The organism is Georgenia faecalis (genome assembly GCF_003710105.1).
Taxonomy (GTDB): Bacteria; Actinomycetota; Actinomycetes; order Actinomycetales; family Actinomycetaceae; genus Georgenia_A; species Georgenia_A faecalis.
Map to the genome: position 1 here is coordinate 1,002,301 of NZ_CP033325.1, position 24,385 is coordinate 1,026,685.

A 24,385-nucleotide genomic window follows, 5' to 3' on the forward strand; every position below is an offset into this window, starting at 1 on the left:
CCGGGAAGGAACGCATGAGTAAGCAGCTCTCCCACTGGCAGCTCCGAGCCCGCTTCGCTCGCGGGCTGTCCGACCTCTACGGCCGGGAGGTGCCCGCGTACACGACCCTCGTCGAGGTCTCCGCCGAGGTGAACGAGGACTATCGCCGAAACCACCCCGACCAGGCGGAACGGCTCGGCAGCATCCAGCGCGTCACCGCGGAGCGGCACGGGGCGATCCGGGTGGGCAGCCCGCGCGAGCTCGCCCAGGCGGCGCGCGTCTTCGGCGCCGCCGGCATGAGCCCGGTGGGTTTCTACGACCTGCGGGAGGCCAAGCCCAACCCTGTCCCCGTCGTGTCCACTGCCTTCCGCCCCATCGACCGGGAGGAGCTGGCGCGCAACCCGTTCCGCGTCTTCACCTCGATGCTCGTCCCGCAGGACCGTCGGTTCTTCAGCGCCGAGCTGGAGCAGCGGCTGGAAGAGTTCATCGGGGCGCGCACCCTGTTCAGTGCCGAGCTGCTCGAGCTGGCGGACCGTTCTATTGCCGACGCCGGACTGTCGGAGGAGGACGCCGAGCACTACCTCGAGCTCGCGACCGGCGCGTTCGCGCTGTCCCCGGACCCCGTCGACCGACGCTGGTACGCCACGCTCGATGAGATCTCGAGCGTGGCCGCGGACATCGGCGGTGTGGCGTCGACGCACATCAACCACCTCACGCCGCGCGTGCTCGACATTGACGAGCTCTACGCGCGCATGGAGGCGCGGGGTATCGCGATGATCGACGCGATCCAAGGCCCACCCCGGTGGGGCGGCCCGGACGTGCTGCTGCGACAGACGTCGTTCCGGGCCCTGGCGGAGCCGCGGACCTTCCTCGAGGCGGACGGCTCGACCACCCGGGGGGACCTGCGGGTGCGTTTCGGGGAGGTCGAGGCCCGTGGGATCGCCCTCACGGTGGCGGGCCGCAACCACTACGACCACATGCTCGGCGTGGTCGACGACGAGCAGGCGGGCAGCGGCCGGCCGCGGCCCGAGGTGGCGCTCGAGGTGTGGGAGCGCCTGTGCCCCCGGACCGAGCGGGCGCTGCTGGAGCAGGACCTGGCGTTCTTCGCCATCCTCCCGGCCGGCGGACCTGCCGGGCCGGCCTCACTCGACCTTCTGGAGCTGCTCGACTCCGGACTCGTGCGGGCCGAACCGATCGTCTACGAGGACTTCCTCCCCAGGTCGGCAGCCGGCATCTTCGCCTCCAACCTCACGAGCGACGGCGCGGTCGACGAGACGCAGGCAGGAACCGAACGGAACTCGGCGTGGATGGGCGAGCAGATCGGCGTCGAGATTCACGACCCCTACGCGCTCTATGCGCAGGAGCGCCAGCGCTCCTTCGACACCACCATGGCTGTGCTCGGCCTCGACCCCCGGCAGGTCGTCACGCCCTGGTCGTGACCGACCTAGGGGTCGGCTGCCTGAGCCACCGAGGCGTGGAGGACGGACCCCCGGAACAGAACCGGCCCCGACGCGTCAGGCACCCTCGCGCGGGACGACGCGGTAACGCCGCAGGCGCAGCGCCGGGTTGACCTCACGCACCTGGTTCAGGCGAGTGCGCTCGAGGGCGGCGACGGCGACGCCGGGCGCCTCACCGAGCGCCGCGAGCGCGACGCCCATCGGGTCGAGGATGACGCTGGTGCCGACGCCGGTCGGGCCGGTCTGGTCGGCGGCCAGGACGTAGACGGTGTTCTCGATGGCGCGGGCGCGCAGCAGCGTGCCCCAGTGGTACTCCTTGAGCGGCCCGGGCGCCCAGGCCGCGGGGACCGCGAGGACGTCCGCCCCGCCGTCGACCAGGGTGCGGGAGACCTCCGGGAAGCGCAGGTCGTAGCAGGTCTGCAGGCCGACCGTGAAGCCGTCGACGTCGAGCAGCGCGGGCTCGACCGGGTCCGCGGCCACGACCCGGTCCGACTCCCGGTACCCGAAGGCGTCGTAGAGGTGGACCTTGCGGTAGACGGCCCGCACCTCACCGTCCTGGATCCCGACGAGGGCGTTGTGGATCCGGCCGTCGCCGGCCGACTCGTTGACGCCGGCGACGAGCGTGACGTCGAACCGGCGCGCCAGCGCCGCCAGGCGCGCCACCGTGGGGCCGTCCAACGGCTCGGCGCTGTCGACGAAGCGGTCGTCCATCGCCGAGGCGGTGAAGACGGAGAACTCCGGGAGGACGACGAGCTGGGCGCCACGGCCCGCCGCCGTCGTCAGCAGGTCCTCGATGGCGCCCAGGTTGGCGTCCTTGTCCTGGGTGGGCGCGAACTGCGCGACCGCGACGCTGAGCGACACTGAGGGCTCCTCCCGGGCAGGCACGTCTGCCGGCGCCGACCCTACCGCGCACGGTCGCACCGGCCTCGGGCCGCCCCGTCGATGGCCACCCGGTCCCGGCCGCCTCGGGCCGAGGACGGCCCGGTGGGCCGGGCCGGAATAGGCTGGGAGGCACCATGACCGAGAACCCCGCACCCACCTTCGTCCCCGCCACTACCCCGGGCGGGGGCAGCGCCGTACCCGTCCGCGTCCGCTTCTGCCCCTCGCCCACGGGCACCCCGCACGTCGGGGTGATCCGCACGGCCCTGTTCAACTGGGCCTACGCGCGGCACACCGGCGGGACGTTCGTGTTCCGCATCGAGGACACCGACGCGGCGCGCGACTCGGAGGAGAGCTACCACCAGATGCTCGACGCCATGCGCTGGCTCGGGCTCGACTGGGACGAGGGCGTCGAGGTGGGGGGCCCGCACGAGCCCTACCGCCAGTCCCAGCGGATGGACCTCTACGCCGACGTCGTCCGCCGGCTCGTCGAGGGCGGGTACGCCTACGAGTCGTTCTCCACCCCCGAGGAGATCGAGGCGCGCCACCGCGCCGCTGGCCGCGACCCCAAGCTCGGCTACGACGGCTACGACCGCGACCTCACGGACGAGCAGAAGGCGGCGTACCGGGCCGAGGGCCGCGAGCCCGTCCTGCGGATCCGGATGCCCGACGAGGACGTCACCTTCACCGACCTCGTCCGCGGCGACGTCACCTTCAAGGTTGGCTCCGTCCCGGACTTCGTCATCGTTCGTGGCAACGGCCAGCCGCTGTACACGCTCGTCAACCCCGTCGACGACGCGCTCATGGGCATCACCCACGTCCTGCGCGGCGAGGACCTGCTCTCCTCCACCCCGCGCCAGGTGGTGCTCTACCGCGCCCTGCTCGACCTCGGCGTCGCCAGCGTCATGCCGGCGTTCGGCCACCTGCCCTACGTCATGGGGGAGGGCAACAAGAAGCTCTCCAAGCGCGACCCCGAGTCCAACCTCTTCCTCCACCGCGAGCGCGGCTTCACGCCCGAGGGTCTGGTGAACTACCTCGCGCTGCTCGGCTGGTCCATCTCGCCGGACAACGACATCTTCACCAAGGAGGAGATGGTCGCCGCCTTCGACGTCGCCGACGTCAACCCCAACCCCGCGCGGTTCGACCTCAAGAAGGCCGAGGCGATCAACGCCACGCACCTGCGGATGCTCGCCCCCGAGGACTTCCGTGCCCGCGTCGTGCCCTACCTGCACCGCGACGGGTTCCTCAGCGCGGACACCCTCGACGCCCTCACCGATGCCGAGCGCGCCGTCCTCGAGCAGGCCACCCCGCTCGTCCAGGAGCGGATGACCCTCCTCGGCGAGGCGAGCGGCATGCTCGGGTTCCTCTTCGTCGACGACGAGCGCCTCGCCGTCGAGCCGGAGGCCCAGGCCGCCCTGCGCCCGGAGGCCGCAGCCGTCCTCGACGCCAGCATCGCCGCCCTCGAGCCGATCGACGTCTTCACGACGGCGGTGGTCGAGGACGTCCTGCGCGCCGCCATCGTCGAGGGGATGGGCATCAAGCCGCGCTTCGCCTTCGCGCCGCTGCGGACCGCCATCACCGGCCGACGGGTCTCGCCGCCGCTGTTCGAGTCCATGGAGATCCTCGGCAAGGACTCCTCCCTCGTGCGGCTGCGTGCGATGCGCGACCGGCTCGCCGCGGACTGAGCGCTCGGCGCTCGGGCGGGGCTCCCGCCGGGACGGTAGGCAACGTGAAGGGTTCGGGCTACCGGGAGACCCGAACCCTTCACGTTGTCCGGGGCCCCCGGCCCCCGGTCCCGGGCCTGAGAGGCTCGGCCGGCGCTGGTGCCCGTCGTGGACGCGCCGACGGACGACCCGCGCGGCAGCACGCCTGGCACCCCGCCGGGCGACCCGCCTGGCACCCCGCCGGGCGACCCGCGCGGCACCCAGCCGGGCGCCCCGCGCCCCGGCATGACGTTCCTCACAAGCCCCGCGGTTTGGTCGGACAGCGCCGCTCGGGTAATGTTGCGGGTCGGTACGGGGCACGCTGATCCGCATGGATTGGCTGGTCAGATACCACCATGGGGTATGGTGTAATTGGCAGCACGACTGGTTCTGGTCCAGTTAGTCTAGGTTCGAGTCCTGGTACCCCAGCGGTTTGGAGCACTACCGGTCCTCCGGTAGACTCTTCCAGGCTCGTCAAGAGCAATGGCCCCGTCGTCTAGCGGCCTAGGACACCGCCCTCTCAAGGCGGCGGCGCCGGTTCGAATCCGGTCGGGGCTACAACACAAAGGCTCCCTTCCCTCGCGGGAAGGGAGCCTTTGTCGTTCCCGGACGGGGCGTCCGTGCGCGCGTCGGCTCGGGCACCGTGCGCCGCGGCGGCGGGGTGGCTCGGCCCCTCGGCGTCAAGCGACGGATGCGGTGCGGGCGACCACACGTGGGCTCGCGTCGTCGGGCCGGGCGTCGCTCCACGTCGAGCGGCGGCCGAGGAGGACCGTGTGTGTGGGTAGCGGCGAGGACGCGCGGCTCCGCCGTCGGGCGGGGTCCGGGCCGTCGCTCCACGCTGAGCGACGACGAGCGACCCTGGCCGACGACGACGAGCGACCCCGAGCAACCCGAGCACCCCGAGCGACGGTGAGGCAGCCGGTCAAGCGGGGCCGTGGCGCGGGGCAGGCAGGCCCGACGGGGGGCAGGCGCAGCAGGCCGCACCCGCACCCGCAGGCGCACCAGACCGCACCGTCACGGGCAGCAGACCTCACGCCACGCGACGGAGCGGCCCCGTGGGGAGCTGCACGGCACCCGTCAGCCGGAGGCGGTGTCCTCGGTGCGCCGCAGCACCTCGGTGAGCCGGTTGGCGGCGGAGACGACGGCGCCCGCATGGAGGCGACCGGGCTGGCGGCCCATGCGCTCCATCGGCCCGGAGACCGACACGGCCGCGAGGACGCGCCCCGAGGGGCCGCGCACCGGCGCCGACACGGAGGCGACGCCCGCCTCCCGCTCGCCGACCGACTGCGCCCACCCCCGGCGGCGGACGCCGGAGAGCACCGTCGCCGTGAAGGTCGCCCCCTGCAGGCCGCGGTGGAGGCGGTCCGGCTCCTCCCAGGCGAGGAGGATCTGCGCCGCGGAGCCCGCGAGCATGGTGAGCGTCGCGCCGACCGGGATCGAGTCGCGCAGGCCCATGGGCCGCTCGGCAGCGGCCACACAGATGCGCTGGTCGCCCTGGCGCCGGTAGAGCTGCACCGACTCCCCGGTGTGGTCGCGGACCGCGGTGAGCACCGGCCCGGCGGCGGCAAGCAGGCGGTCCTCGCCGGCGGCCGAGGCGAGCTCGGCGAGCCGCGGGCCGAGGATGAACCGGCCCTGCACGTCCCGGGAGACGAGGCGGTGGTGCTCGAGGGCCACCGCGAGGCGGTGCGCCGTCGGTCGGGCCAGGTGCGTGGCGCTGACGAGCTGCGCGAGCGTGGCGGGCCCCGCCTCGAGCGCTCCCAGAACCGTGGCGGCCTTGTCAAGGACGCCGACTCCGCTAGAGTTGTCCATGCGCTGATATTCACATCTCAGTGCGTGAGATGCAAGCCTGAGCGCACGACGCGCCGGAATTCGCAGAAAAAAGGTGGAGAGACGATGAGTGGCACATTGGCCGAGAAGGTCTGGAATGCGCACGTCGTGCGCGAGGGCACCGACGGCGCCCCCGACCTGCTCTACATCGACCTCCACCTCGTCCACGAGGTCACCAGCCCGCAGGCGTTCGAGGGCCTGCGGCTCGCGGGCCGCCCGGTGCGGCGCCCGGACCTCACCATCGCCACCGAGGACCACAACACCCCCACGCTCGACATCGACCGCCCCATCGCGGACCTCACGAGCCGCACCCAGATCCAGACGCTGCGCAACAATGCCGCCGAGTTCGGGGTCCGACTCCATTCCCTGGGCGACGCCGACCAGGGAATCGTCCACGTCGTCGGCCCGCAGCTCGGGCTCACCATGCCGGGGCTGACCGTCGTGTGCGGGGACTCCCACACGTCCACCCACGGCGCGTTCGGCGCCCTGGCCTTCGGCATCGGGACGAGTGAGGTGGAGCACGTCCTCGCCACGCAGACGCTGCCGCTGGCCCCCTTCAAGACGATGGCGATCACCGTCAACGGCCGGCTGCGCGAGGGGACGACGGCGAAGGACATCATCCTCGCGGTCATCGCGAAGATCGGCACCGGCGGCGGCCAGGGCTACGTCCTGGAGTACCGGGGGGAGGCCATCCGCTCGCTATCCATGGAGGCGCGGATGACCATCTGCAACATGTCGATCGAGGCCGGCGCCCGCGCCGGCATGATCGCCCCCGACGAGACGACGTTCGCCTACCTCAAGGGCCGCCCGCACGCCCCCGAGGGCGCCGACTGGGACGCGGCCGTGGAGTACTGGCGCACGCTGCACTCGGACGACGACGCGGTCTTCGACACGGAGGTCGTCCTCGACGCCGCCGACCTCGAGCCCTTCGTCACCTGGGGGACCAATCCCGGCCAGGGCCTGCCGCTGTCGGCGTCGGTGCCGGACCCCGAGCAGATCGCCGAGGAGTCCGAGCGCGTCGCCGCGGAGCGCGCGCTGGAGTACATGGGCCTGGTGCCGGGCACCCCGCTGCGCGACATCCCGGTGGACACCGTCTTCATCGGCTCCTGCACCAACGGTCGCATCGAGGACCTCCGCGCCGTCGCCGACATCGTCAAGGGCCGCCACAAGGCCGACGGCGTCCGCGTGCTCGTCGTCCCGGGCTCGGCCCGCGTGCGCCTCCAGGCGGAGGCGGAGGGCCTCGACGACGTCTTCCTCGACTTCGGCGCCGAGTGGCGCAATGCCGGGTGCTCCATGTGCCTGGGCATGAACCCCGACCAGCTCAAGCCGGGGGAGCGCGCGGCGTCGACGTCGAACCGCAACTTCGAGGGGCGGCAGGGCAAGGGTGGTCGCACCCACCTCGTGTCCCCGCTGGTCGCCGCCGCGACCGCCATCCGGGGGACCCTGTCCTCCCCGCACGACGTCGAGCCCGCGCGCGCGCTCGCCAACGCCTGAGAGGGAGCACGCCATGGAGAAGTTCACCCAGCACACCGGCATCGGCGTCCCGCTGCACCGCAGCAACGTCGACACCGACCAGATCATCCCCGCGGTCTACCTCAAGCGCGTCACCCGCACGGGGTTCGAGGACGCCCTCTTCGCCGCGTGGCGCGGCGACCCGGACTTCGTCCTCAACCACCCGGCCTACGCCCGTGGCTCGGTCCTCGTCGCCGGCCCGGACTTCGGCACCGGGTCCTCGCGTGAGCACGCCGTCTGGGCGCTCAAGGACTACGGCTTCAAGGTCGTCCTCGCCTCCCGGTTCGCCGACATCTTCCGCGGCAACTCGGGCAAGCAGGGCCTCGTCGCCGCCGTCGTCGACCAGCAGGACATCGAGCTCATCTGGAAGGTCCTCGAGACCGAGCCCGGCACCGAGGTGACCGTCGACCTCGTCTCCCGCACCGTGCAGTGCGGCGACGTCGTCGCGCCGTTCCAGATCGACGACTACACCCGCTGGCGCCTCATGGAGGGCCTGGACGACATCGGCCTCACCCTCCAGCACGAGGGCGACATCACCGCCTTCGAGGCCACCCGCGAGCCGTGGCGGCCGCGGACCCTCCCGGCGCGGCACCTGCCGCCCGTGGAGATCAAGGCCGCCCGTCCGGTCGCCGACGGCGTCCCCTCCCACGCCGAGGTACCGCTGCGCTGACCGGAGGAACGCTGCCCTAGCGGTACGTCGGCACAGTGTGGCGCGCGTCTCGGAAGAACCGCGGGTCCGCGCGCCTTATCCTCGGTGTCTGCGGTCCGCACGGGGCCGCCCCAGCAGCGCCCGCACCACGCGGTGCAGTGAGGTCGGTATGAGCGGGATCCTGAACGTCACCGGTGGAACGCCCCTGACCGGGGAGATCACGGTCCGCGGGGCGAAGAACTTCGTCTCCAAGGCCATGGTCGCCGCCCTCCTGGGCAACACGCCGTCCGAGCTGCGCAACGTCCCCCAGATCAAGGACGTCGACGTCGTCTCCGGCCTGCTGCGGCTGCACGGCGTCGACGTCGACTACGACGTCGACGCGGGTGTCATCCGCCTCGACCCGCGCAACGTCGAGACCGCGCACGTCGCGGACATCGACGCGCACGCCGGGTCGAGCCGCATCCCGATCCTCTTCTGCGGCCCGCTCCTGCACCGGCTGGGCGAGGCCTTCATCCCCGACCTCGGCGGCTGCCGCATCGGGGACCGCCCCATCGACTACCACCTCGAGATCCTGCGCCAGTTCGGCGCGGTGGTGGACAAGCGCGCGCAGGGCATCCGCATCACGGCCCCCCGCGGCCTGCACGGGACGAAGATCAACCTGCCGTACCCGAGCGTCGGCGCGACCGAGCAGCTACTGCTCACCGCCGTGCGCGCCGAGGGCGTCACCGAGCTGCGCAACGCGGCGACCGAGCCCGAGATCATCGACCTCATCGCCTTCCTCCAGCGGATGGGCGCCATCATCTCGGTCGACACCGACCGGGTGATCCGCATCGAGGGCGTGGCCGAGCTCCACGGCGCCCGCCAGACCGCCCTCACCGACCGCATCGAGGCCGGTTCCTGGGCGAGCGCGGCGCTCGCCACCGGCGGCGACATCCTCGTCCGGGGCGCCAGCCAGGCCGGGATGATGACGTTCCTCAACACCTTCCGTCGCGTCGGCGGGGCCTTCGAGGTGCTCGACGAGGGCATCCGGTTCTGGCACCCCGGCGGCGAGCTCAACGCCACCGTCCTCGAGACCGACGTCCACCCCGGCTTCATGACGGACTGGCAGCAGCCGCTCGTCGTCGCGCTCACCCAGGCCACCGGCCTGTCGATCGTCCACGAGACGGTCTACGAGAACCGCTTCGGCTTCACGGAGGCGCTGCGCGGGATGGGCGCCACGATCCAGGTCTACCGCGAGTGCCTCGGCGGGGCCCCGTGCCGGTTCGGGCAGCGGAACTTCTACCACTCGGCCGTCGTGTCCGGGCCGACGCCGCTGCGCGCCGCCGACATCGAGGTGCCCGACCTGCGCGGGGGGTTCTCCCACCTCATCGCGGCGCTGACCGCGGAGGGGACCTCGCGGGTCGGTGGCATCGACATCATCAACCGGGGCTACGAGAACTTCATGGGCAAGCTCGAGGCCCTCGGCGCCCAGGTCTCGCCCGGCTGAGCAGTGCGCGGTCCGGGGCGGCTGTCCCCGCTAGCATCCATCGGGTGAACCGCCGCCGTTATCCCCGCTCGTACCGTGCCGTCGCCCTCGTGCTGCGGCCGATCCTCATGGTTATCACCCGACGGCGCTGGAGCGGGCAGGAGCACCTGCCCGCCCAGGGCGGGGTGATCGCCGCGGCGAACCACGTGACGAACGTCGACCCGCTGACGTTCGCGCACTTCCTCTACGACAGCGGCCGCGCGCCGAGGATCCTCGCCAAGGACTCGCTGTTCACCGTGCCCGGCTTCGGCTGGCTGCTGCGCAAGACGGGGCAGATCCCCGTCCACCGGGGCAGCGCGCGCGCCGGCGACTCGCTCGAGGCGGCCGTCGCCGCGCTGGAGAAGGGGGAGTGCGTCGCCGTCTTCCCGGAGGGCACGCTCACCCGCGACCCCGAGATGTGGCCCATGACGGCCAAGACGGGCGTCGCCCGGCTCGCCCTCACCACGCGCGCCCCCGTCATCCCGGTCGCCCAGTGGGGCGCCCACGAGCTGCTGGGGCGCTACTCCACGGTCCTCAAGCCCGTGCCGCCGAAGACGGTCTACGTCCAGGCCGGCCCGCCCGTCGACCTCTCCGACCTCTACGACCGCCCCCAGGACGCCGCCGTCCTGCGCGAGGCCACGTCCCGGGTGATGGCCGCGATCACCGCCATGCTCGCCGACATCCGCCACGAGGAGCCGCCCTCGCGTCCCTACGACATGCGCCGCGACGGCGACCCCCGCGCCGCGGCGAAGGCCGCGCAGCGGCAGGGGAAGTGATGGGGCACGACGACCCGATCTCCCTCGTGAGCACCTCGGCAGCGCCGGGCGCCGCCGAGCCCGTCGACGCCGCGGTCCTCGGCACCGGCAGCTGGGGGACGACCTTCGCGGCGGTCCTCGCCGACGCCGGCTGCGCGGTACGCATGTGGGGCCGCTCGGCCGAGGTCTGCGCCCAGATCACCGAGCACCGCATCAACGCGTCGTACCTGCCGGGCATCACCCTGCCCGCGGGGATCGCCGCGAGCACCGACCTCGACGCCGTCGTCGCCGGCGCCCGCCTCATCGCCGTCGCCCTGCCCTCGCAGACCGTGCGCGCCGTCCTGTCCCCCCTGGCGGGACGGATCGACCCGGCGGCCGTCGTCGTCAGCCTCATGAAGGGGGTCGAGCTCGGGACGCAGGAGCGGATGAGCGAGGTGCTCACCGACACCCTCGGCCTGCCGGCCGGGCGGGTCGCCGTCGTCTCCGGGCCGAACCTCGCCAAGGAGATCGCCGTCCACCAGCCCACCGCCACGGTGGTCGCCTCCACCGACGAGGCAACGGCGGCACTCGTCGCCCACGCGTGCGCCGTGCCCTACTTCCGGCCCTACACCAACACCGACGTCGTCGGCGTGGAGCTCGGCGGCGCGGTGAAGAACGTCATCGCCCTCGCGGTGGGCATGGCCCAGGGCTCGGGCTTCGGCCACAACACCACGGCGACGATCATCACTCGGGGCCTCGCGGAGACCATCCGGCTCGGGGCGGCCCTCGGTGCCCAGGCGGAGACCTTCGCCGGGCTCGCCGGCCTGGGTGACCTCGTCGCCACGTGCGCCTCGCCGCTGTCCCGGAACAACACCCTGGGCCGGCACATCGGCGCGGGGATGAGCCTCGCCGAGGCCGTGACGGCGACGTCGGGCACCGCGGAGGGGGTCAAGTCGTGCGGGGCCGTGCTCGAGCTCGCCCAGCGGCACGGCGTCGACATGCCCATCACCCAGGCGGTCGCCGCGGTCCTCCACCACGGGCTCCCCGTGTCCGCGATGACCGAGGCGCTGCTGTCCCGGCCCCGCAAGGCCGAGGGCGGCTGACCGGCCGCTGTCTCGGCCGCTCCGGCGCGGGGACTGGCGCGTCAGCCGATCCGGCGCAGCGCCTGGTCGAGGTCCGCCCACAGGTCCTCGACGTCCTCGATCCCCACGGACAGGCGCAGGAGGTCCTCGGGCACCGTCGGCGCCTCGGAGGCGAACCGGCGGCGCCGCTCGAGGCTCGACTCCACCCCGCCGAGGCTCGTGGCCGGCACCCACAGGCGCACGGCCGCCGCGAGGGCGTCCGCGCCCGCCGCCCCGCCGCGCGGGCGCAGCGTGAGGATCGAGCCGAAGCCGTCCATCAGGGTCCGCGCCCGCTCGTGCTCGGGGTGGCTCGGCAGGCCCGGGTGGTTGACCGCGACGACGTCGGGGTGGGCGGCCAGGCGCCGGGCGAGCTCGAGGGCGCTCGCCTGGGAGCGCTCCACCCGCAGGGACAGGGTCCGCAGACCGCGCAGCGCCAGCCACGCCTCCCACGGCCCGGCGATGCCCCCGCCGATGCTGCGGCGCTCGCGGAGCTGGGCGTGGAGGCCGGGGTCGTTGGTGAGGGCAGCGCCGAGGACGACGTCGGAGTGCCCGGCGAGGTACTTGGTCACCGAGTGGACGACGACGTCGGCGCCGTGCGTCAACGGACGCTGGCCCAGGGGGGTCGCGAACGTGTTGTCCACCACGACGATCGCGCCCGCCGCGTGGGCGGCCGGGACGAGCGCGGGCAGGTCGGCGATCTCGAGCATGGGGTTGGTCGGGCTCTCCACCCACAGCACCGACGCGCGCACGTCGCTGTCCTGCAGCGCCGCGACGACGGCCGCGGTGTCGGCGATGTCGACCTCGACGACGCGCACGCCGTACCGCTCGAGGCGCCGGGCGGCCACGAGGGCCGCGTGGTAGGCGTGCCGGGGGATGACGACGGCGGTGCCCGGCTCGACGAGGTCGAGGACGGCGCTGATCGCCGCCATGCCGGAGGAGAAGACCAGGCCGGGCAGCGCGGCGCGCTCCAGGCCCGCCAGGGCCTCCTCGAGGGGCAGCCAGGTCTCCGTGCCGAGGCGGGTGTAGACCGGGACGTCTCCCGGGGGTACCCCGTGCCCGACGTACGTGGAGGACAGGACCACCGGCGGGTTCACCGGCGCCCCGTCGGCGCGGTCGGGCCGGCCGGTGACGACGGCGAGGGTGGCGGGCTGCAGCTCAGGCGTGGGCACGCCCGCAGCCTACGACCGCCCACCTGCCCCGCACCCGGCGCGCCCACGGTGAGGACCCGCCGCGCCCACGGTGGGGACCCGCCGCGCCCTCGGCGGGGCGCCGCCCGAGGACACCGGCCGGAAAAGGTATCGTCGCCGACGATGAGCGCACACAGCACCGACCGCAAGATCCGGGTCGCCGTCCTCTTCGGCGGCCGCAGCGGAGAGCACCCCATCAGCTGCGCGACCGCGGCAGGCGTGCTGCGCGCCATCGACCGCGAGCGTTACGACGTCCTGCCCATCGGGATCACCCCGCAGGGCCGCTGGGTGCTCGTCGCCGACGACCCCGACGCCCTGGCGCTCACCGGCGGGGACCTGCCGCACGTCCCCGAGACCGGCGGCGACGTCGTCGTCGTCATGGACGGCGACGGCGGGGAGCTGGTCGTCACCGAGCCCGGCACCGTCCCGGCGGCGCTCGGCGACGTCGACGTCGTCCTGCCCCTGCTCCACGGGCCGTTCGGCGAGGACGGGACCCTGCAGGGGCTGCTCGAGATGGCGGGGCTGCCGTACGTCGGCTCCGGCGTGCTCGCCTCGGCGGTCGGCATGGACAAGCACTACATGAAGGTGGTCCTCGCCGGGCACGGGCTGCCGGTGGGCCCGTACACCGTCATCCCGCCGCGACTGTGGCGCACGGACCGGGCCGCCGCCCTCGACGCCGTCGCGGGCCTGGGGCTGCCGGTCTTCGTCAAGCCCGCCCGCGGCGGCTCCTCGCTCGGCATCAGCCGGGTGGACCGCGTCGAGGACCTCGAGGCGGCGGTCGCCGCGGCCCAGGAGCACGACCCCAAGGTCATCGTCGAGGCGGCCCTGACCGGCCGGGAGATCGAGTGCGCCGTCCTCCAGGGGCGCGGTGACGACGCCCCGCGCACCGCGCTGCCCGGGGAGATCGTCGTCACGGAGCACGCCTTCTACGACTTCGAGTCCAAGTACCTCGACGGCGACCACGTGCGCCTGCGCTGCCCCGCGGACCTGTCGGAGGAGACCTCGGACCGGGTGCGCCGGCTCGCGGCTGAGGCGTTCGACGCGCTCGGCTGCGAGGGCCTGGCGCGCGTCGACTTCTTCGTCGACGGCACGACGGTGACCATCAACGAGGTCAACACGATGCCCGGGTTCACCCCGTTCTCCATGTACCCGCTCATGTGGGAGCGCACGGGCGTGGCCTACCCCGACCTCGTCGACGAGCTCGTCCAGCTGGCCCTGGCCCGGCCCACCGGCCTGCGCTGAGCGCCGGCGGGCCGGTCGTGCCGGCGGCGGGCGCGCCTCGACCCGCCCTCAGTAGACGTCGGTGACGCCCACGCAGTGGTCCTGCGCCGGGGCGTGCTCGACGGCGCGCGCGAGCTCGACGAGCACCGCCGTCGGCTGGTCCCCGGCCCGTTCGACGGGCACGACCACCTCGATGGCGGGGACCCGGCCGTAGGTGACGAACGCCCACGAGCCCTGTCCCTGCTGCGCGTGCTCGGGCAGCGTGGGGTCGTCGCCCTCGAGGGCGATCCAGTCGACGGCGGAGCCGTCGGCCTCCACGGTGAGGCAGCGGTCCACGGTCGGGCCCGGGGGCTCGACGCCGCACCGCAGCGTGATCGGCGGGTCACCCCACGCGGCCGTGGCCTGGCTCGTGATGGAGCGCCGCTCACCGCCCCCGAGGACCTCGGGGAGGTCCTGCAGGACCTGCCCGCACACCGGGTCCGCGGCGTCCGGCGCCGCGGGGACGCTCACCGCCGGGGCGCACGCGGCCAGCAGCGCGACGGCGGCGCCGGCGCAGGCGAGTCCGCCTCTCCTCATGCCTCATTCCCTTCCCAGCCTGGTCTCCCGGCACGATATCCCGCCTCGTGCGGGCCTCCGGCCGACGGGCGTTACGGTGGCGCGGTGACACGCGCGACACGGGTGGCCGACCTCGGCGAGGCGGGGCTGCTCGCCGCCATCGGAGGGCTGCTGCCCCGGGGCCGGCACACGCTCGTGCCCACGGGCGACGACGCCGCCGTCGTCGCGGCGCCCGACGGGCGCTTCGTCGTCTCCACGGACGTGCTCGTCGAGGGCCACCACTTCCGCCAGGGCTGGGGCACCGCCGAGGACGTCGGCTGGCGCGCCGCCATGCAGAACCTCGCGGACATCGCCGCCATGGGGGCCGTGCCGGTGAGCATGGTCGTCGCGCTCGTCCTCCCGCCCGCCCAGCCGGTGGAGTGGGTGCTCGGCCTCGCCCGTGGGCTGGCCCAGGCGTGCGGGCCGCTGGGCGTCGGGGTCGACGGCGGCGACCTCAGCGCGGGGGAGGGCGTCGTCGTCGCCGTGACGGTGCACGGCCTCCTCGAGGGCCGTGCCCCCGTGCTGCGCTCCGGCGCGCGAGCCGGTGACGTCCTCGCGCACGCCGGCGTCCTCGGGCACGCCGCGGCGGGCTACGCCGTCCTCGCCGCCGGCGGCCGGGAGAGCGCCGCCGCGGGCGGGCCGGTCGACGACGAGCTCGTGCGGGACTTCCTGCGCCCCCGGCCCCCGCTCGACCTCGGTCCGGCGGCGGCGCGGGCCGGCGCCACGGCGATGATGGACGTCAGCGACGGGCTCCTGCGCGACGGCGCCCGCCTCGCGCGTGCGTCCGGCGTCGTCCTCGACCTCGACCCGCTCACGACGACGGTGCCCCACGCGCTCGACCGGCTCGGGCCGGCGGCCCGCCGCCTGGGCGTCGACCCGCAGGAGTGGCTGCTCACCGGTGGGGAGGACCACGGGCTGCTCGCCACCTTCCCGGCCGGGACGGCGCTGCCCGCCGGGTTCCGCCGGATCGGGCGGGTCACCGCGGGCGAGCCGGGCGTCCTGCTCGGCGGGGGCGTGCCCGACGTCGCGGGTCAGGGGTGGGACCACTTCGGCGGCTGACGGGCGCCGGGCCTCCGGCAGCCCCCCGGCCGGAGGGGTACGGCGGGAGGCCCGCGGTGTGACGGCGGCCCTGCCGGCATGCGAAAGGCCGCCACCGGAGAACCCGGGGGCGGCCTTTCACCGGGACAGGTCCCGGTGGATGTCGTCAGACGGCGCGCGCGACCTTGCCGGCCTTGAGGCACGAGGTGCAGACGTTGAGGCGCTTGGGGGCGCCGTCGACGCGCGTGCGGACCCGCTGGATGTTCGGGTTCCAGCGACGGGACGTCCGCACGTGCGAGTGCGAGACGCTCTTGCCGAAGCTGGGGTGCTTGCCGCAGACGTCGCAGGTGGCAGCCACGGTCGTTCTCCTGATCCTCTGGGGCGGGCCGCACGGATGTGCGGCCGCGGACGTTCTGGGCCCGGGGGACGGGCCGGCCCGTTACGGGCAACCTGGACAGGGTACCCGACATCCTCGGTGGTGCTCAAACGCCGCCAGGACGGCGATCGGGCGTGCGGCGGCGGCTCCCCGCGCCACCGTCGGTCAGTGGCTCCCCGCGCCGGCGGTCTCCTGCTCACGCCGGTGCGCCCGCTCGAGCGCTCGCTTGCGCAGCGCCACCGCCTCGGCCTCGATCTCCTCGGCGCGCCCGCGGTCGAGGGTGAGGTTCTCGTTGGTCTCCGGGTCGAAGACGTGCATCTGGTCCGGGTCGAACCACAGCTCGGCGCGGTCGCCCTCGCGCACGGTGCTCATCGAGTCGAGCGCGACGACCACCTGGGTGCGCATGCCCTCGCCGTCGAGGTCCCGGTCGAGCTCCTCGAGCTTGGCCGCCACGCGCTCGTCCGTGTCGAAGGGGACGTAGGCGTAGAGCACCTCGCCGAGCCACTCGGTCTGGTCGACGTCGACCTCGAGCGTGACGCCGCGCCCCTGGGCGGCTCGCGCGACCAGGCTGCCGGCCTCCTGGAAGGTGTCGGGGCGGATCCCCACGATGACGAGCTGGCGGTCGCCGATGGCGCGGCGGAGCCGGTCGTCGATCGGCACGTCGACGATGGGGGTGCGCAGGTGGTCGCCCTCGACGACGCCCGGGATGAAGTTCATCGGCGGGGAGCCGATGAAGCCGGCGACGAAGAGGTTGACCGGCTGCTCGTACAGGCCCCGGGGGCTGGCGAGCTGCTGGAGCTCGCCGCGGCGCAGCACGGCCACCCGGTCGCCGAGGGTCATCGCCTCGGTCTGGTCGTGGGTGACGTAGACGGTGGTCGTCGCCAGGCGCCGCTGGAGCCGGGCGATCTCCGTGCGCATCTGGCCGCGGAGCTTGGCGTCGAGGTTGGACAGCGGCTCGTCGAAGAGGAACGCCTCCGCGTCGCGGACGATGGCGCGGCCCATGGCCACGCGCTGGCGCTGCCCGCCGGAGAGGTTGGCCGGCTTGCGGTCGAGGTGCTCGTCGAGCTCGAGGAGGGCCGAGGCTCGCCGGACCTTCTCGTCGATCTCCGTCTCGCTGAACTGCCCCTTCTGCAGACGCAGCGGGAAGGCGATGTTCTCGTAGACGGTGAGGTGGGGGTAGAGCGCGTAGTTCTGGAACACCATGGCGAGGTTGCGGTCGCGCGGCGCCTTGTCGTTGACCACCTCGCCACCGATGCGCAGCTCGCCGTCGCTGATGTCCTCCAGGCCCACGATCATCCGCAGGACCGTCGACTTCCCGCAGCCGGACGGCCCGACGAGGATGATGAACTCCCCGTCGGCGATGTCGATGCTCACCCCTTTGACCGCGGTGAACCCGTCGGGGTAGGTCTTGACGACGTTGTCGAGGGTGATGGAGGCCATCGACTTCTCCTTCGTGTGGGTGTGCGGGCCTCAGCCCTTGACGGCGCCCTGGGTGAGGCCGGAGACGATGCGGCGCTGGAAGAGCAGCACGACGATGACGATGGGGACGGTGACGACGATCGCCGCCGCCGAGATGGCGCCGGTGGGCTCCTCGAACTGCGAGGCGCCGGTGAAGAACGCCAGGGCCGCCGGCACCGGCCGGGCGGCGCTCGTCGACGTCAGCGAGATGCCGTAGACGAAGTCGTTCCACGCGATGAAGAACGCGATGATCGCCGTGGTGAAGACGCCCGGCGCGGCCAGCGGGACGACGGTCTTGCGGAACGCCTGCCACGGCGTCGCGCCGTCCACCTGCGCCGCCTGCTCCAGCTCCCACGGGATCTGGCGGAAGAACGCCGCGAGCGTCCAGATGGAGATCGGCAGCGTGAGGGAGAGGTACGGGATGATGAGCCCGAGCCAGGTGTCGTACAGCCCGATGGAGCGCCACAGGTTGAACAGGGGCGTGACGATGGAGATCACCGGGAACATCGACACGGCCAGCGACGTGATGAGGATGAGGCGCTTGCCGCTGAAGTCGAGCCGCGCGATCGCGTAGGCGCAGAAGGTCGACAGCACGACCGCGACCAGCGTGGCGATGAGCGAGATCCCGATGGAGTTGCGCAGGGCCGGGAGGAAGAGTCCCTGCGCGCTGCCGCCCGGCGCGAGGATCGACTCGTAGTTCTCCAGGGTCCACTCCGGGGGCAGGAGCTGTGGCTCGAACAGCCCGGCCTGGGTCTTGAAGGACGTCATGAGGATGGAGAAGACCGGGAACAGCGACCATACGAAGACGACCACGGTGATGACCACCCACGCCAGCTTCTGCTTGCCCGTCAGCGCTCTCATCGCTCCTTGCCTCCCGCCAGGTCGACCTTGAACCCCTTGATGGCGATGAACGCGAGGATCCCGACGCAGGCGAACAGCAGCACCGAGATCGCGGAGCCGAGACCGATCTCCAGCCGGCCGATCGAGGTGCGGTAGGCGAGCAGCGAGAGGACCTCGGTGCCCTGGGCGCCGTTGGTCATGATGAAGATGTTGTCGAAGATGCGGAACGCGTCGAGCGCGCGGAAGAGGACGGCGACCATGATCGCGGCCTTCATGTTGGGCAGGATGACGCGGCGCAGCACCTGCCAGCTCGTCGCGCCGTCGACCTTCGCCGCCTCCTCGAGGTCCCCGGAGACCTGCGAGAGGCCGGAGAGGAGGAGGAGCGAGATGAACGGCGTGGTCTTCCACACCTCGGAGGCGATGATGACGAACAGCGCCGTGCCGCGCTGGGCGAACCAGTTGAGGTTCTCGTCGATGCCCGGGATCCAGTCCAGCCAGGCGTTCATGTACCCGCCGGCGTTGATGTCGAACATGTAGAACCACGCGAACGCGGAGACCACGGTGATGATGCCGTAGGGGACGAGGATCGCCGTGCGGACGATGCCGCGCAGGCGGGTGATCGCCCGGTGCATGGCGAGCGCGAGGAGGAAGCCGAGGACGAGCTCGATGAGGACCGTGACGACCGTGATGAACAGCGTCACGCCCAGGCTGTACCAGAACAGCCGGTCGGTGAGGACGACGCCGTAGTTCTGCAGGCCGACGAACTCGCGGTCGTCGGGCACCGTGAGTCGCAGCGAGAAGAGCGAGTCGTAGGCGGCCTGGAGGATGGGGTACAGGGTCACGGCGAGCATGAGGACGAACGCGGGGCCGGCGAGCATCCAGCCGAGCCGGTTCTCCGACCGGGCGCGGTCGGAGCGCCGCCCCTTCCGGCCCGGCGTCACGCTCCGGGTGCGGCCCTGCTGCTCCTGCTCGGTGGCGGTGGCCGCCGCCCCCGCGTCCGGTGCCTGGAAGCTCATATCAGGCTCTCCCCTCGCAGCACGGCGATGATGAAGCTGGCGGACTCGGCCGGGGTGGTGCCCGGGTCGACCGCGGAGACGGGGTGCCAGGTCTCCTGGATGCTCAGCGAGAGGTCGTTGTAGTACGGCGTCTGCGGGCGGGGGACCGCGAGCTCGAGGGAGTCGCGGATGGTGTCCGCCATGGGGAACTGCTCCTGCACCTCCGGCTCGTCGTAGGCCGCGACGGCCGAGGGCGGGTTCCCGTTGGTGACGAAGTACTGCGCCTGGTGCTCGGGGCGGATGATGCAGGCGATCGCGTCGTAGGCGAGGTCGGGGTACCTGCTGAAGGCGCCGACGCCGAGGTTGATGCCGCCGACGGGCGGGGCCGGCTCCTGGTCCTCGCTGACCCGCGGGTAGATCGTCCAGCCCATGTCCTCGACGACGGCGGGGTCGGCCGCCGACAGCGCCGGGTAGACGAACGGCCAGTTGACCATGAAGGAGCCCTCGTCCGAGGCGAAGACGTTCATCGAGGCGTTCTCGTCGGCGGTCGTCAGGCCGGCGCCGCCGAGCCCCGCCTCGCCGATCGCCGAGACGATCTCGGCCGCCGCCCGCGCGGCCGGGGAGTCCATCCCCAGCTCGACCTCGTCGGCCGGCGCCTCCGGGTTGACGATGACCTGGCCCCCGGCGGAGGCGATGAGGGCGTTGATCCACACGGTGAGCGCCTCGGCCTTGGTGCCCTGCACCCCGAGGAGCTTGCCCTCCTCCTCGGCCACCTCGATGATCTGCGCCCACGTCACCGGCTGGGACATGTCCAGGCCCGCGGCCTCGACGACGGACGTGCGGTACCACAGGAGCTGGGTGTTGGCCCAGAAGGGGACGGTGACGAGCTCGCCGTCCCAGGTGGCGCTGTCGACGGCGCCCTGGACGACGCCCTCGGTGTTCTGGAGGTCCTCGGGCACGGGCGCGAGGAACCCGGGCTCGGCCAGCTCGGGGATGAACGGCGGGTCGAGGCTGACGATGTCGATGGAGGCGTCCCCCGCCGCCAGGCGCCGCGCGAGCTGCTCCCGCTGCGACGAAGCGTCCCGGGGCAGCAGCGAGGTCTCGACCTGGTAGCGGCCGTCGGCCTCCTCGGTGCAGGTCCGCGCCAGCTCAGCCTGGCCGCCGTCGTCCGGGTTGATGTACCAGGTGAGCGTGGGCGTGTCCGTCTCGCTCCCGGCGCACGCGCCCAGCCCGGCGGCCAGGGCCACCGCCACGGCCATGCCGACACGTCGATGTCGTCCCACGTCGGACCCCCCTCCGCGTGCTCCTGTCGACCAGGGAACACCCGGTCGCGAGGGCGCGCCACCGGACACGGGCCGACTACCCTGCCAGGGGCGAACGAGAGGACGGTGGCACGTGAGCGAGGCGCTCGAGGGGATCGACGCCCCCGCCCTGCGGCGGTGGTTCGAGCACGCCCTGCGCTCGCTCGTCAGCGTCCGCGAGGAGGTGGACGTCCTCAACCTCTTCCCGGTGCCGGACTCCGACACCGGCACGAACATGGTCCTCACGCTCGCCGGGGCGGCCGCTGCGGCCCGCGACGCGGGTCCCGACGCCGGCCTCGGCGCGCTCGCCGCGGCGGCCGCGCGCGGGGCGCTGTACGGCGCCCGCGGGAACTCCGGGATCATCCTCAGCCAGGCGATCCGCGCCGTCGCCGAGGAGGTGCGGGGCCGGTCCCACCTCGACGCCGCCGGTCTCACCGACGTCCTCGGCGCCCTCGCCCGCGGCGCCCGGGCCGCCGTGGCGGACCCCGTCGAGGGGACGATCCTCACCACCGCGGACGCCGCCGCGGCCGCCGCCCGGGCCCTGCCGCCCGGCGCCCCGCTGGGGGACGTCGTCGCGACCGCCACGGCGGCGGCCCTCGCCACCCTCGGTCGGCCCCACGAGTCCGCGCCCACGCTCGACGGCGAGGGGGTCGACGCCGGTGCCGCGGCGTTCGTCGTCCTGCTCGCCTCCCTCGCCCTCGTCGTCGGCGGCGAGGACCCCGGCCCCGCGGCCCGCGCGCGGCTCGCCCGCGCCACCCTCGGCGCCCGCGCCGAGGCCGCGGCCGGCCGCGGCCCGCACCTGGGAGCGTCCAGGAACGGCCACCACGGCGTCGTCGGCGGCGGCGACCTCGAGGTGATGTACGTCCTCACGGCCGGCGCCGACGACGCCGCCGGCCTGCGCGAGCGTCTGCGGGCCGTGGGGACGTCCGTCGCCGTCGTCGGGGGCGAGAACGGGCCGGGGGAGGGGTTGTGGCACGTCCACGTCCACACCGACGACCCCCTGGGCGCCCTCGCCGTCCCCGGGACCATGGAGCAGATCTGCGTGCGCGCGCTCGCGGGCACGGTCGACGGCGCCGGAGTCGTCGCGTGCACCCGCGCGCCCGGGCTGGTCGAGCCGCTCGCCCGGGCGGGCGCGGCCGTCGTCCTCCACCCGGACGCGGCCGGGATCGCCCGCGCGGTGGTGGACACCGGCGCCCGGGAGGTCCTCGTCCTGCCCTGCGACGCCGAGTCCGCCGCCGTCGCCGCGGCCGCCGGGGCGGGTCAGGAGCGCGCCGCCCTCGCCCTCGCCCGCCCGCGCGTGCGGGTGGTGGCCACCCGCAACGAGCTCGACGTCCTCGCCGCGGTGGCCGAACGCGTCGTGGGGCAGGCGGCGGGGGAGCAGGCCGCGGGCCTGGAGGACCGGTGCGCGGCCGCCCGGACCCTCGCCGTCGACCTCGGCGACGCCGAGGCCGCGGTGTCGCGGCTCGTGCGCCCCGGGGACGACGTCGTCACCGTGGTCCTCGGCGCCGCGGCGCTCGCCGCCCCCGCGGTCGTCGAGCGGGTCCGCGCCGCGGTGGCGGCCGCGGCCCCCGACGCTGAGGTCGTCGTGCTCGACGGCGGGCAGGTGCGGCCCGACGTGCTGCTGGGGGCGCAGTGACCGCCCCGTCGGCCGCCGGCCTCACGCCCGGCTCCCACGGCCGGGACCGGCTCGCCGAGCCGCTGCGGGCCGTCGTCGGGACCAAGACCGCCACCGCCCTCGCCAAGCTGGGCCTGGAGACCGTCGGGGACCTCCTGCGCCACTACCCCCGCCGCTACGACGACCCCAGCCGCCTCACCGACCTCGCCGACCTGCCGGTCGGCGACCACGTCACCGTCTTCGCGCGGACCAAGAGCACGGGCATCCGGCCCATGCGCGGCAAGTCGGGGTTCATCCTCAGCGCCGTCATCACCGACGGGCACCGGGACCTCGACCTCACCTTCTTCGGCAAGAACCGGGGGATCCTCGCCCACCGGGAGCACATGCTCCGGCCCGGGCGCACCGGGCTGTTCACCGGCACGATCGGGGAGTTCCGCGGCAAGCGGCAGCTCACCCACCCGGACTACCTCTTCCCCGAGGATGCCGAGGAGCGCACCCGCGCCGCGGAGCGGGCGACGCTGCCCACCCCCATCTACCCGGCGAGCGGGGCGATCCCCTCCTGGGGCATCCGGGCCGCCGTCGAGACGGTGCTCGACACCCTGCGCGAGGAGGACGTGCCGGACCCGCTCCCCGAGGCGGTCCGCGCCGAGCGCGGGCTGCCCGGGCTGCTGGAGACCCTGCGCCTGGTCCACGCCCCCCGCACCGCCGAGGACTGGCAGGCGGGACAGGAGCGGCTGCGCTTCGAGGAGGCCTTCGTCCTCCAGGCGGCGCTCGCGCAGCGCCGTGCCGAGGCGCGCGCCCAGCCCGCGACCGCCCGCGCGCCGCGCCCCGGCGGCATCCTCGACGCCTTCGACGCGCGGCTGCCCTTCAGCCTCACCGCCGGGCAGCAGGAGGTCGGCGCGACGGTGGCCGCGGAGCTCGCGCGCACGTGGCCGATGCAGCGGATGCTCCAGGGCGAGGTGGGCTCCGGTAAGACGGTCGTCGCCCTGCGCGCCATGCTCCAGGTCGTCGACGCGGGCGGCCAGGCGGCCCTGCTCGCCCCCACCGAGGTGCTCGCCGCCCAGCACGCGCGGACCATCAGCGCGATGCTCGGCCCGCTGGCCGAGGCGGGGATGCTCGGCGGCGCCGACCGCGCGACCCGCGTCACCCTCGTCACCGGCTCGCTGTCGGCCCCGGCCCGGCGCGCGGCGCTCGCCCAGGCGGCCTCGGGGGAGGCGGGCATCGTCGTCGGCACCCACGCCCTGCTCTCGCAGGGGGTGCAGTTCGCCGACCTCGGTCTCGTCGTCGTCGACGAGCAGCACCGCTTCGGCGTCGAGCAGCGTGACGCCCTGCGGGCCAAGGCCATGCACGCGCCGCACCTGCTCGTCATGACGGCGACCCCCATCCCGCGCACGGTGGCCATGACGGTCTTCGGGGACCTGGAGATCTCCACGCTGCGCGAGGTCCCGGCCGGCCGGGCCGGCGTGCGCACCCACCTCGTGCCGCTCGGCAGGCCCGGGTGGCTGGAGCGGGCCTGGCAGCGGCTGCGGGAGCAGGTCGACGACGGCGCCCGCGGCTTCGTCCTGTGCCCGCGGATCACCGCGGCGGACGACGCCGTCGAGCCGGGCACCGACCTCACCGAGGACGTCCCGGACGAGGACGGCGCCGGGGACGCGGGCGGCGGTGCGCGCGGCGCGCGCGGCGACGGCACGGCCCGCGCGGCCGGCCCCCCGCCCCGCCCGCTGGCCGCCGTCGACGACATCGCCGCGCGGCTGCGCGCCATGCCGCTGCTCGCCGGCGTCCCGGTGGGTGAGCTCCACGGCCGCCTGCCCGCGGACGAGCGCGACGCGACGATGGCGGCGTTCGCCGGGGGTGCGGTGCCCGTCCTCGTGACGACCACGGTCATCGAGGTGGGCGTCGACGTGCCCGACGCCACGATCATGATCATCCTCGACGCCGACCGGTTCGGGCTCTCCCAGCTCCACCAGCTCCGCGGCCGGATCGGCCGGGGCACGCGGCCCGGGACGTGCCTGGCGGTGACGTCGGCGCCGCCCGGGTCCCCGGCGATGGAGCGGCTCGAGGCCTTCGCCGCGACGACGGACGGCTTCGAGCTCGCGCGGGTCGACCTCGCCCAGCGCCGCGAGGGCGACGTGCTCGGGGCCGCGCAGTCCGGCCGTGGCAGCTCGCTGCGCCTCCTGCGGGTGCTCGAGGACGCCGACATCATCGACGCCGCGCGGGGCGAGGCGCGGGCCCTCGTCGATGCCGACCCCACCCTGGCCGCCTACCCGGTGCTCGCCCGCACCATCGCCGAGCAGCTCGACCCCGAGCGGGCGGAGTTCCTCGACCGGACGTGAGGGGCGGGCCTGCCGTCGTCCCCCGCGTCGTGCCGCCCGCCGGAACGCCAGCCGGAACGCCG

At 74.0% G+C, this 24,385-nt stretch carries 20 protein-coding genes and 2 tRNA genes; 13 read left to right on the plus strand and 9 right to left on the minus strand.

What is annotated here, in order from left to right:
* The first annotated feature begins 14 nt into the window (after positions 1 to 14).
* Positions 15 to 1,418 (plus strand): 2-oxoadipate dioxygenase/decarboxylase, encoded by a 1,404-nt coding sequence (hglS, locus tag EBO36_RS04265; RefSeq protein ID WP_122823519.1) that lies wholly within the window; start codon positions 15 to 17, stop codon positions 1,416 to 1,418.
* Positions 1,419 to 1,493: 75 nt separating this feature from the next.
* On the opposite strand, the gene EBO36_RS04270 is transcribed toward hglS, so the two are convergent.
* Positions 1,494 to 2,297 (minus strand): carbon-nitrogen hydrolase family protein, encoded by an 804-nt coding sequence (locus EBO36_RS04270; protein WP_122823520.1) that lies wholly within the window; start codon positions 2,295 to 2,297, stop codon positions 1,494 to 1,496.
* Positions 2,298 to 2,452: 155 nt separating this feature from the next.
* Here EBO36_RS04270 and gltX point away from each other — a divergent pair, with 155 nt between their 5' ends.
* From gltX to EBO36_RS04285, 3 genes are all read left to right on the plus strand, one after another.
* Complete coding sequence (gene gltX / locus EBO36_RS04275) at positions 2,453 to 4,000, plus strand: glutamate--tRNA ligase (protein ID WP_122823521.1); 1,548 nt, start codon at positions 2,453 to 2,455, stop codon at positions 3,998 to 4,000.
* Positions 4,001 to 4,375: 375 nt separating this feature from the next.
* Positions 4,376 to 4,447, plus strand: a tRNA-Gln gene (locus tag EBO36_RS04280).
* Between the two features lie 56 nt (positions 4,448 to 4,503).
* A tRNA-Glu gene (locus EBO36_RS04285) sits at positions 4,504 to 4,576 on the plus strand.
* A gap of 519 nt (positions 4,577 to 5,095) precedes the next feature.
* Here EBO36_RS04285 and EBO36_RS04290 read toward each other — a convergent pair.
* Positions 5,096 to 5,827 (minus strand): IclR family transcriptional regulator, encoded by a 732-nt coding sequence (locus EBO36_RS04290; RefSeq protein WP_122823522.1) that lies wholly within the window; start codon positions 5,825 to 5,827, stop codon positions 5,096 to 5,098.
* Positions 5,828 to 5,911: 84 nt separating this feature from the next.
* Here EBO36_RS04290 and leuC point away from each other — a divergent pair, with 84 nt between their 5' ends.
* From leuC to EBO36_RS04315, 5 genes are all read left to right on the plus strand, one after another.
* Positions 5,912 to 7,339 (plus strand): 3-isopropylmalate dehydratase large subunit, encoded by a 1,428-nt coding sequence (leuC, locus tag EBO36_RS04295; RefSeq protein ID WP_122823523.1) that lies wholly within the window; start codon positions 5,912 to 5,914, stop codon positions 7,337 to 7,339.
* Between the two features lie 13 nt (positions 7,340 to 7,352).
* The gene (gene leuD / locus EBO36_RS04300) at positions 7,353 to 8,027 is read left to right on the plus strand and encodes a 3-isopropylmalate dehydratase small subunit (RefSeq protein ID WP_122823524.1); all 675 of its coding nucleotides are present in this window, start codon (positions 7,353 to 7,355) and stop codon (positions 8,025 to 8,027) included.
* Between the two features lie 148 nt (positions 8,028 to 8,175).
* Positions 8,176 to 9,492 carry a UDP-N-acetylglucosamine 1-carboxyvinyltransferase gene (gene murA / locus EBO36_RS04305; RefSeq protein ID WP_122823525.1) on the plus strand — a complete coding sequence of 439 codons (1,317 nt, stop codon included), beginning with the start codon at positions 8,176 to 8,178 and terminating at the stop codon, positions 9,490 to 9,492.
* A gap of 44 nt (positions 9,493 to 9,536) precedes the next feature.
* Complete coding sequence (locus tag EBO36_RS04310; RefSeq protein ID WP_338142431.1) at positions 9,537 to 10,286, plus strand: lysophospholipid acyltransferase family protein; 750 nt, start codon at positions 9,537 to 9,539, stop codon at positions 10,284 to 10,286.
* Positions 10,286 to 11,347, plus strand: a complete 1,062-nt coding sequence (locus EBO36_RS04315) for an NAD(P)H-dependent glycerol-3-phosphate dehydrogenase (protein WP_122823526.1) — start codon at positions 10,286 to 10,288, stop codon at positions 11,345 to 11,347. The genes EBO36_RS04310 and EBO36_RS04315 overlap by 1 nt, the downstream gene beginning before the upstream one ends.
* Positions 11,348 to 11,388: 41 nt before the next feature.
* Here the strand turns inward: EBO36_RS04315 and EBO36_RS04320 are convergent, their stop codons facing one another.
* The gene (locus EBO36_RS04320; RefSeq protein ID WP_244925357.1) at positions 11,389 to 12,534 is read right to left on the minus strand and encodes a trans-sulfuration enzyme family protein; all 1,146 of its coding nucleotides are present in this window, start codon (positions 12,532 to 12,534) and stop codon (positions 11,389 to 11,391) included.
* Between the two features lie 141 nt (positions 12,535 to 12,675).
* On the opposite strand from EBO36_RS04320, the gene EBO36_RS04325 reads away from it, so the two are divergent.
* A complete protein-coding gene (locus EBO36_RS04325; RefSeq protein WP_122823527.1) occupies positions 12,676 to 13,794 on the plus strand; it encodes a D-alanine--D-alanine ligase family protein in 1,119 nt (372 codons plus the stop codon).
* A 48-nt stretch (positions 13,795 to 13,842) separates the two neighbouring features.
* Here the strand turns inward: EBO36_RS04325 and EBO36_RS04330 are convergent, their stop codons facing one another.
* Positions 13,843 to 14,349 carry a DUF3515 family protein gene (locus EBO36_RS04330; RefSeq protein ID WP_122823528.1) on the minus strand — a complete coding sequence of 169 codons (507 nt, stop codon included), beginning with the start codon at positions 14,347 to 14,349 and terminating at the stop codon, positions 13,843 to 13,845.
* A gap of 84 nt (positions 14,350 to 14,433) precedes the next feature.
* Here EBO36_RS04330 and EBO36_RS04335 point away from each other — a divergent pair, with 84 nt between their 5' ends.
* The gene (locus EBO36_RS04335; protein WP_122823529.1) at positions 14,434 to 15,426 is read left to right on the plus strand and encodes a thiamine-phosphate kinase; all 993 of its coding nucleotides are present in this window, start codon (positions 14,434 to 14,436) and stop codon (positions 15,424 to 15,426) included.
* 145 nt (positions 15,427 to 15,571) lie between these two features.
* On the opposite strand, the gene rpmB is transcribed toward EBO36_RS04335, so the two are convergent.
* The 5 genes from rpmB to EBO36_RS04360 form a co-directional block, all read right to left on the minus strand.
* Positions 15,572 to 15,763 (minus strand): 50S ribosomal protein L28, encoded by a 192-nt coding sequence (gene rpmB / locus EBO36_RS04340; protein WP_122823530.1) that lies wholly within the window; start codon positions 15,761 to 15,763, stop codon positions 15,572 to 15,574.
* Positions 15,764 to 15,946: 183 nt separating this feature from the next.
* Positions 15,947 to 17,221, minus strand: coding sequence for an ABC transporter ATP-binding protein (locus tag EBO36_RS04345; RefSeq protein WP_122823531.1), 1,275 nt, complete (start codon positions 17,219 to 17,221; stop codon positions 15,947 to 15,949).
* Between the two features lie 30 nt (positions 17,222 to 17,251).
* A complete protein-coding gene (locus EBO36_RS04350) occupies positions 17,252 to 18,100 on the minus strand; it encodes a carbohydrate ABC transporter permease (protein WP_122823532.1) in 849 nt (282 codons plus the stop codon).
* A complete protein-coding gene (locus tag EBO36_RS04355) occupies positions 18,097 to 19,095 on the minus strand; it encodes a carbohydrate ABC transporter permease (RefSeq protein ID WP_122823533.1) in 999 nt (332 codons plus the stop codon). Before EBO36_RS04355 ends, EBO36_RS04350 begins: the two co-directional genes overlap by 4 nt.
* Complete coding sequence (locus tag EBO36_RS04360; protein ID WP_122823534.1) at positions 19,092 to 20,333, minus strand: extracellular solute-binding protein; 1,242 nt, start codon at positions 20,331 to 20,333, stop codon at positions 19,092 to 19,094. The genes EBO36_RS04355 and EBO36_RS04360 overlap by 4 nt, the downstream gene beginning before the upstream one ends.
* A 136-nt stretch (positions 20,334 to 20,469) precedes the next feature.
* On the opposite strand from EBO36_RS04360, the gene EBO36_RS04365 reads away from it, so the two are divergent.
* Positions 20,470 to 22,011 carry a DAK2 domain-containing protein gene (locus EBO36_RS04365; RefSeq protein WP_164471342.1) on the plus strand — a complete coding sequence of 514 codons (1,542 nt, stop codon included), beginning with the start codon at positions 20,470 to 20,472 and terminating at the stop codon, positions 22,009 to 22,011.
* Positions 22,008 to 24,323 carry an ATP-dependent DNA helicase RecG gene (locus tag EBO36_RS04370; RefSeq protein WP_122823536.1) on the plus strand — a complete coding sequence of 772 codons (2,316 nt, stop codon included), beginning with the start codon at positions 22,008 to 22,010 and terminating at the stop codon, positions 24,321 to 24,323. Before EBO36_RS04365 ends, EBO36_RS04370 begins: the two co-directional genes overlap by 4 nt.
* Positions 24,324 to 24,385: the final 62 nt, after the last annotated feature.

Bases quoted from the DNA above. Each gene is read 5' to 3' on its own strand.
- EBO36_RS04290 (WP_122823522.1), bottom strand. From the start codon at position 5,827: ATGGACAACTCTAGCGGAGTCGGCGTCCTTGACAAGGCCGCCACGGTT.
- leuD (WP_122823524.1), top strand. From the start codon at position 7,353: ATGGAGAAGTTCACCCAGCACACCGGCATCGGCGTCCCGCTGCACCGC.
- gltX (WP_122823521.1), top strand. From the start codon at position 2,453: ATGACCGAGAACCCCGCACCCACCTTCGTCCCCGCCACTACCCCGGGC.
- EBO36_RS04330 (WP_122823528.1), bottom strand. From the start codon at position 14,349: ATGAGGAGAGGCGGACTCGCCTGCGCCGGCGCCGCCGTCGCGCTGCTG.
- EBO36_RS04345 (WP_122823531.1), bottom strand. From the start codon at position 17,221: ATGGCCTCCATCACCCTCGACAACGTCGTCAAGACCTACCCCGACGGG.
- EBO36_RS04350 (WP_122823532.1), bottom strand. From the start codon at position 18,100: ATGAGAGCGCTGACGGGCAAGCAGAAGCTGGCGTGGGTGGTCATCACC.
- EBO36_RS04315 (WP_122823526.1), top strand. From the start codon at position 10,286: ATGGGGCACGACGACCCGATCTCCCTCGTGAGCACCTCGGCAGCGCCG.
- murA (WP_122823525.1), top strand. From the start codon at position 8,176: ATGAGCGGGATCCTGAACGTCACCGGTGGAACGCCCCTGACCGGGGAG.
- EBO36_RS04325 (WP_122823527.1), top strand. From the start codon at position 12,676: ATGAGCGCACACAGCACCGACCGCAAGATCCGGGTCGCCGTCCTCTTC.
- EBO36_RS04355 (WP_122823533.1), bottom strand. From the start codon at position 19,095: ATGAGCTTCCAGGCACCGGACGCGGGGGCGGCGGCCACCGCCACCGAG.
- EBO36_RS04360 (WP_122823534.1), bottom strand. From the start codon at position 20,333: ATGGCCGTGGCGGTGGCCCTGGCCGCCGGGCTGGGCGCGTGCGCCGGG.
- hglS (WP_122823519.1), top strand. From the start codon at position 15: ATGAGTAAGCAGCTCTCCCACTGGCAGCTCCGAGCCCGCTTCGCTCGC.
- leuC (WP_122823523.1), top strand. From the start codon at position 5,912: ATGAGTGGCACATTGGCCGAGAAGGTCTGGAATGCGCACGTCGTGCGC.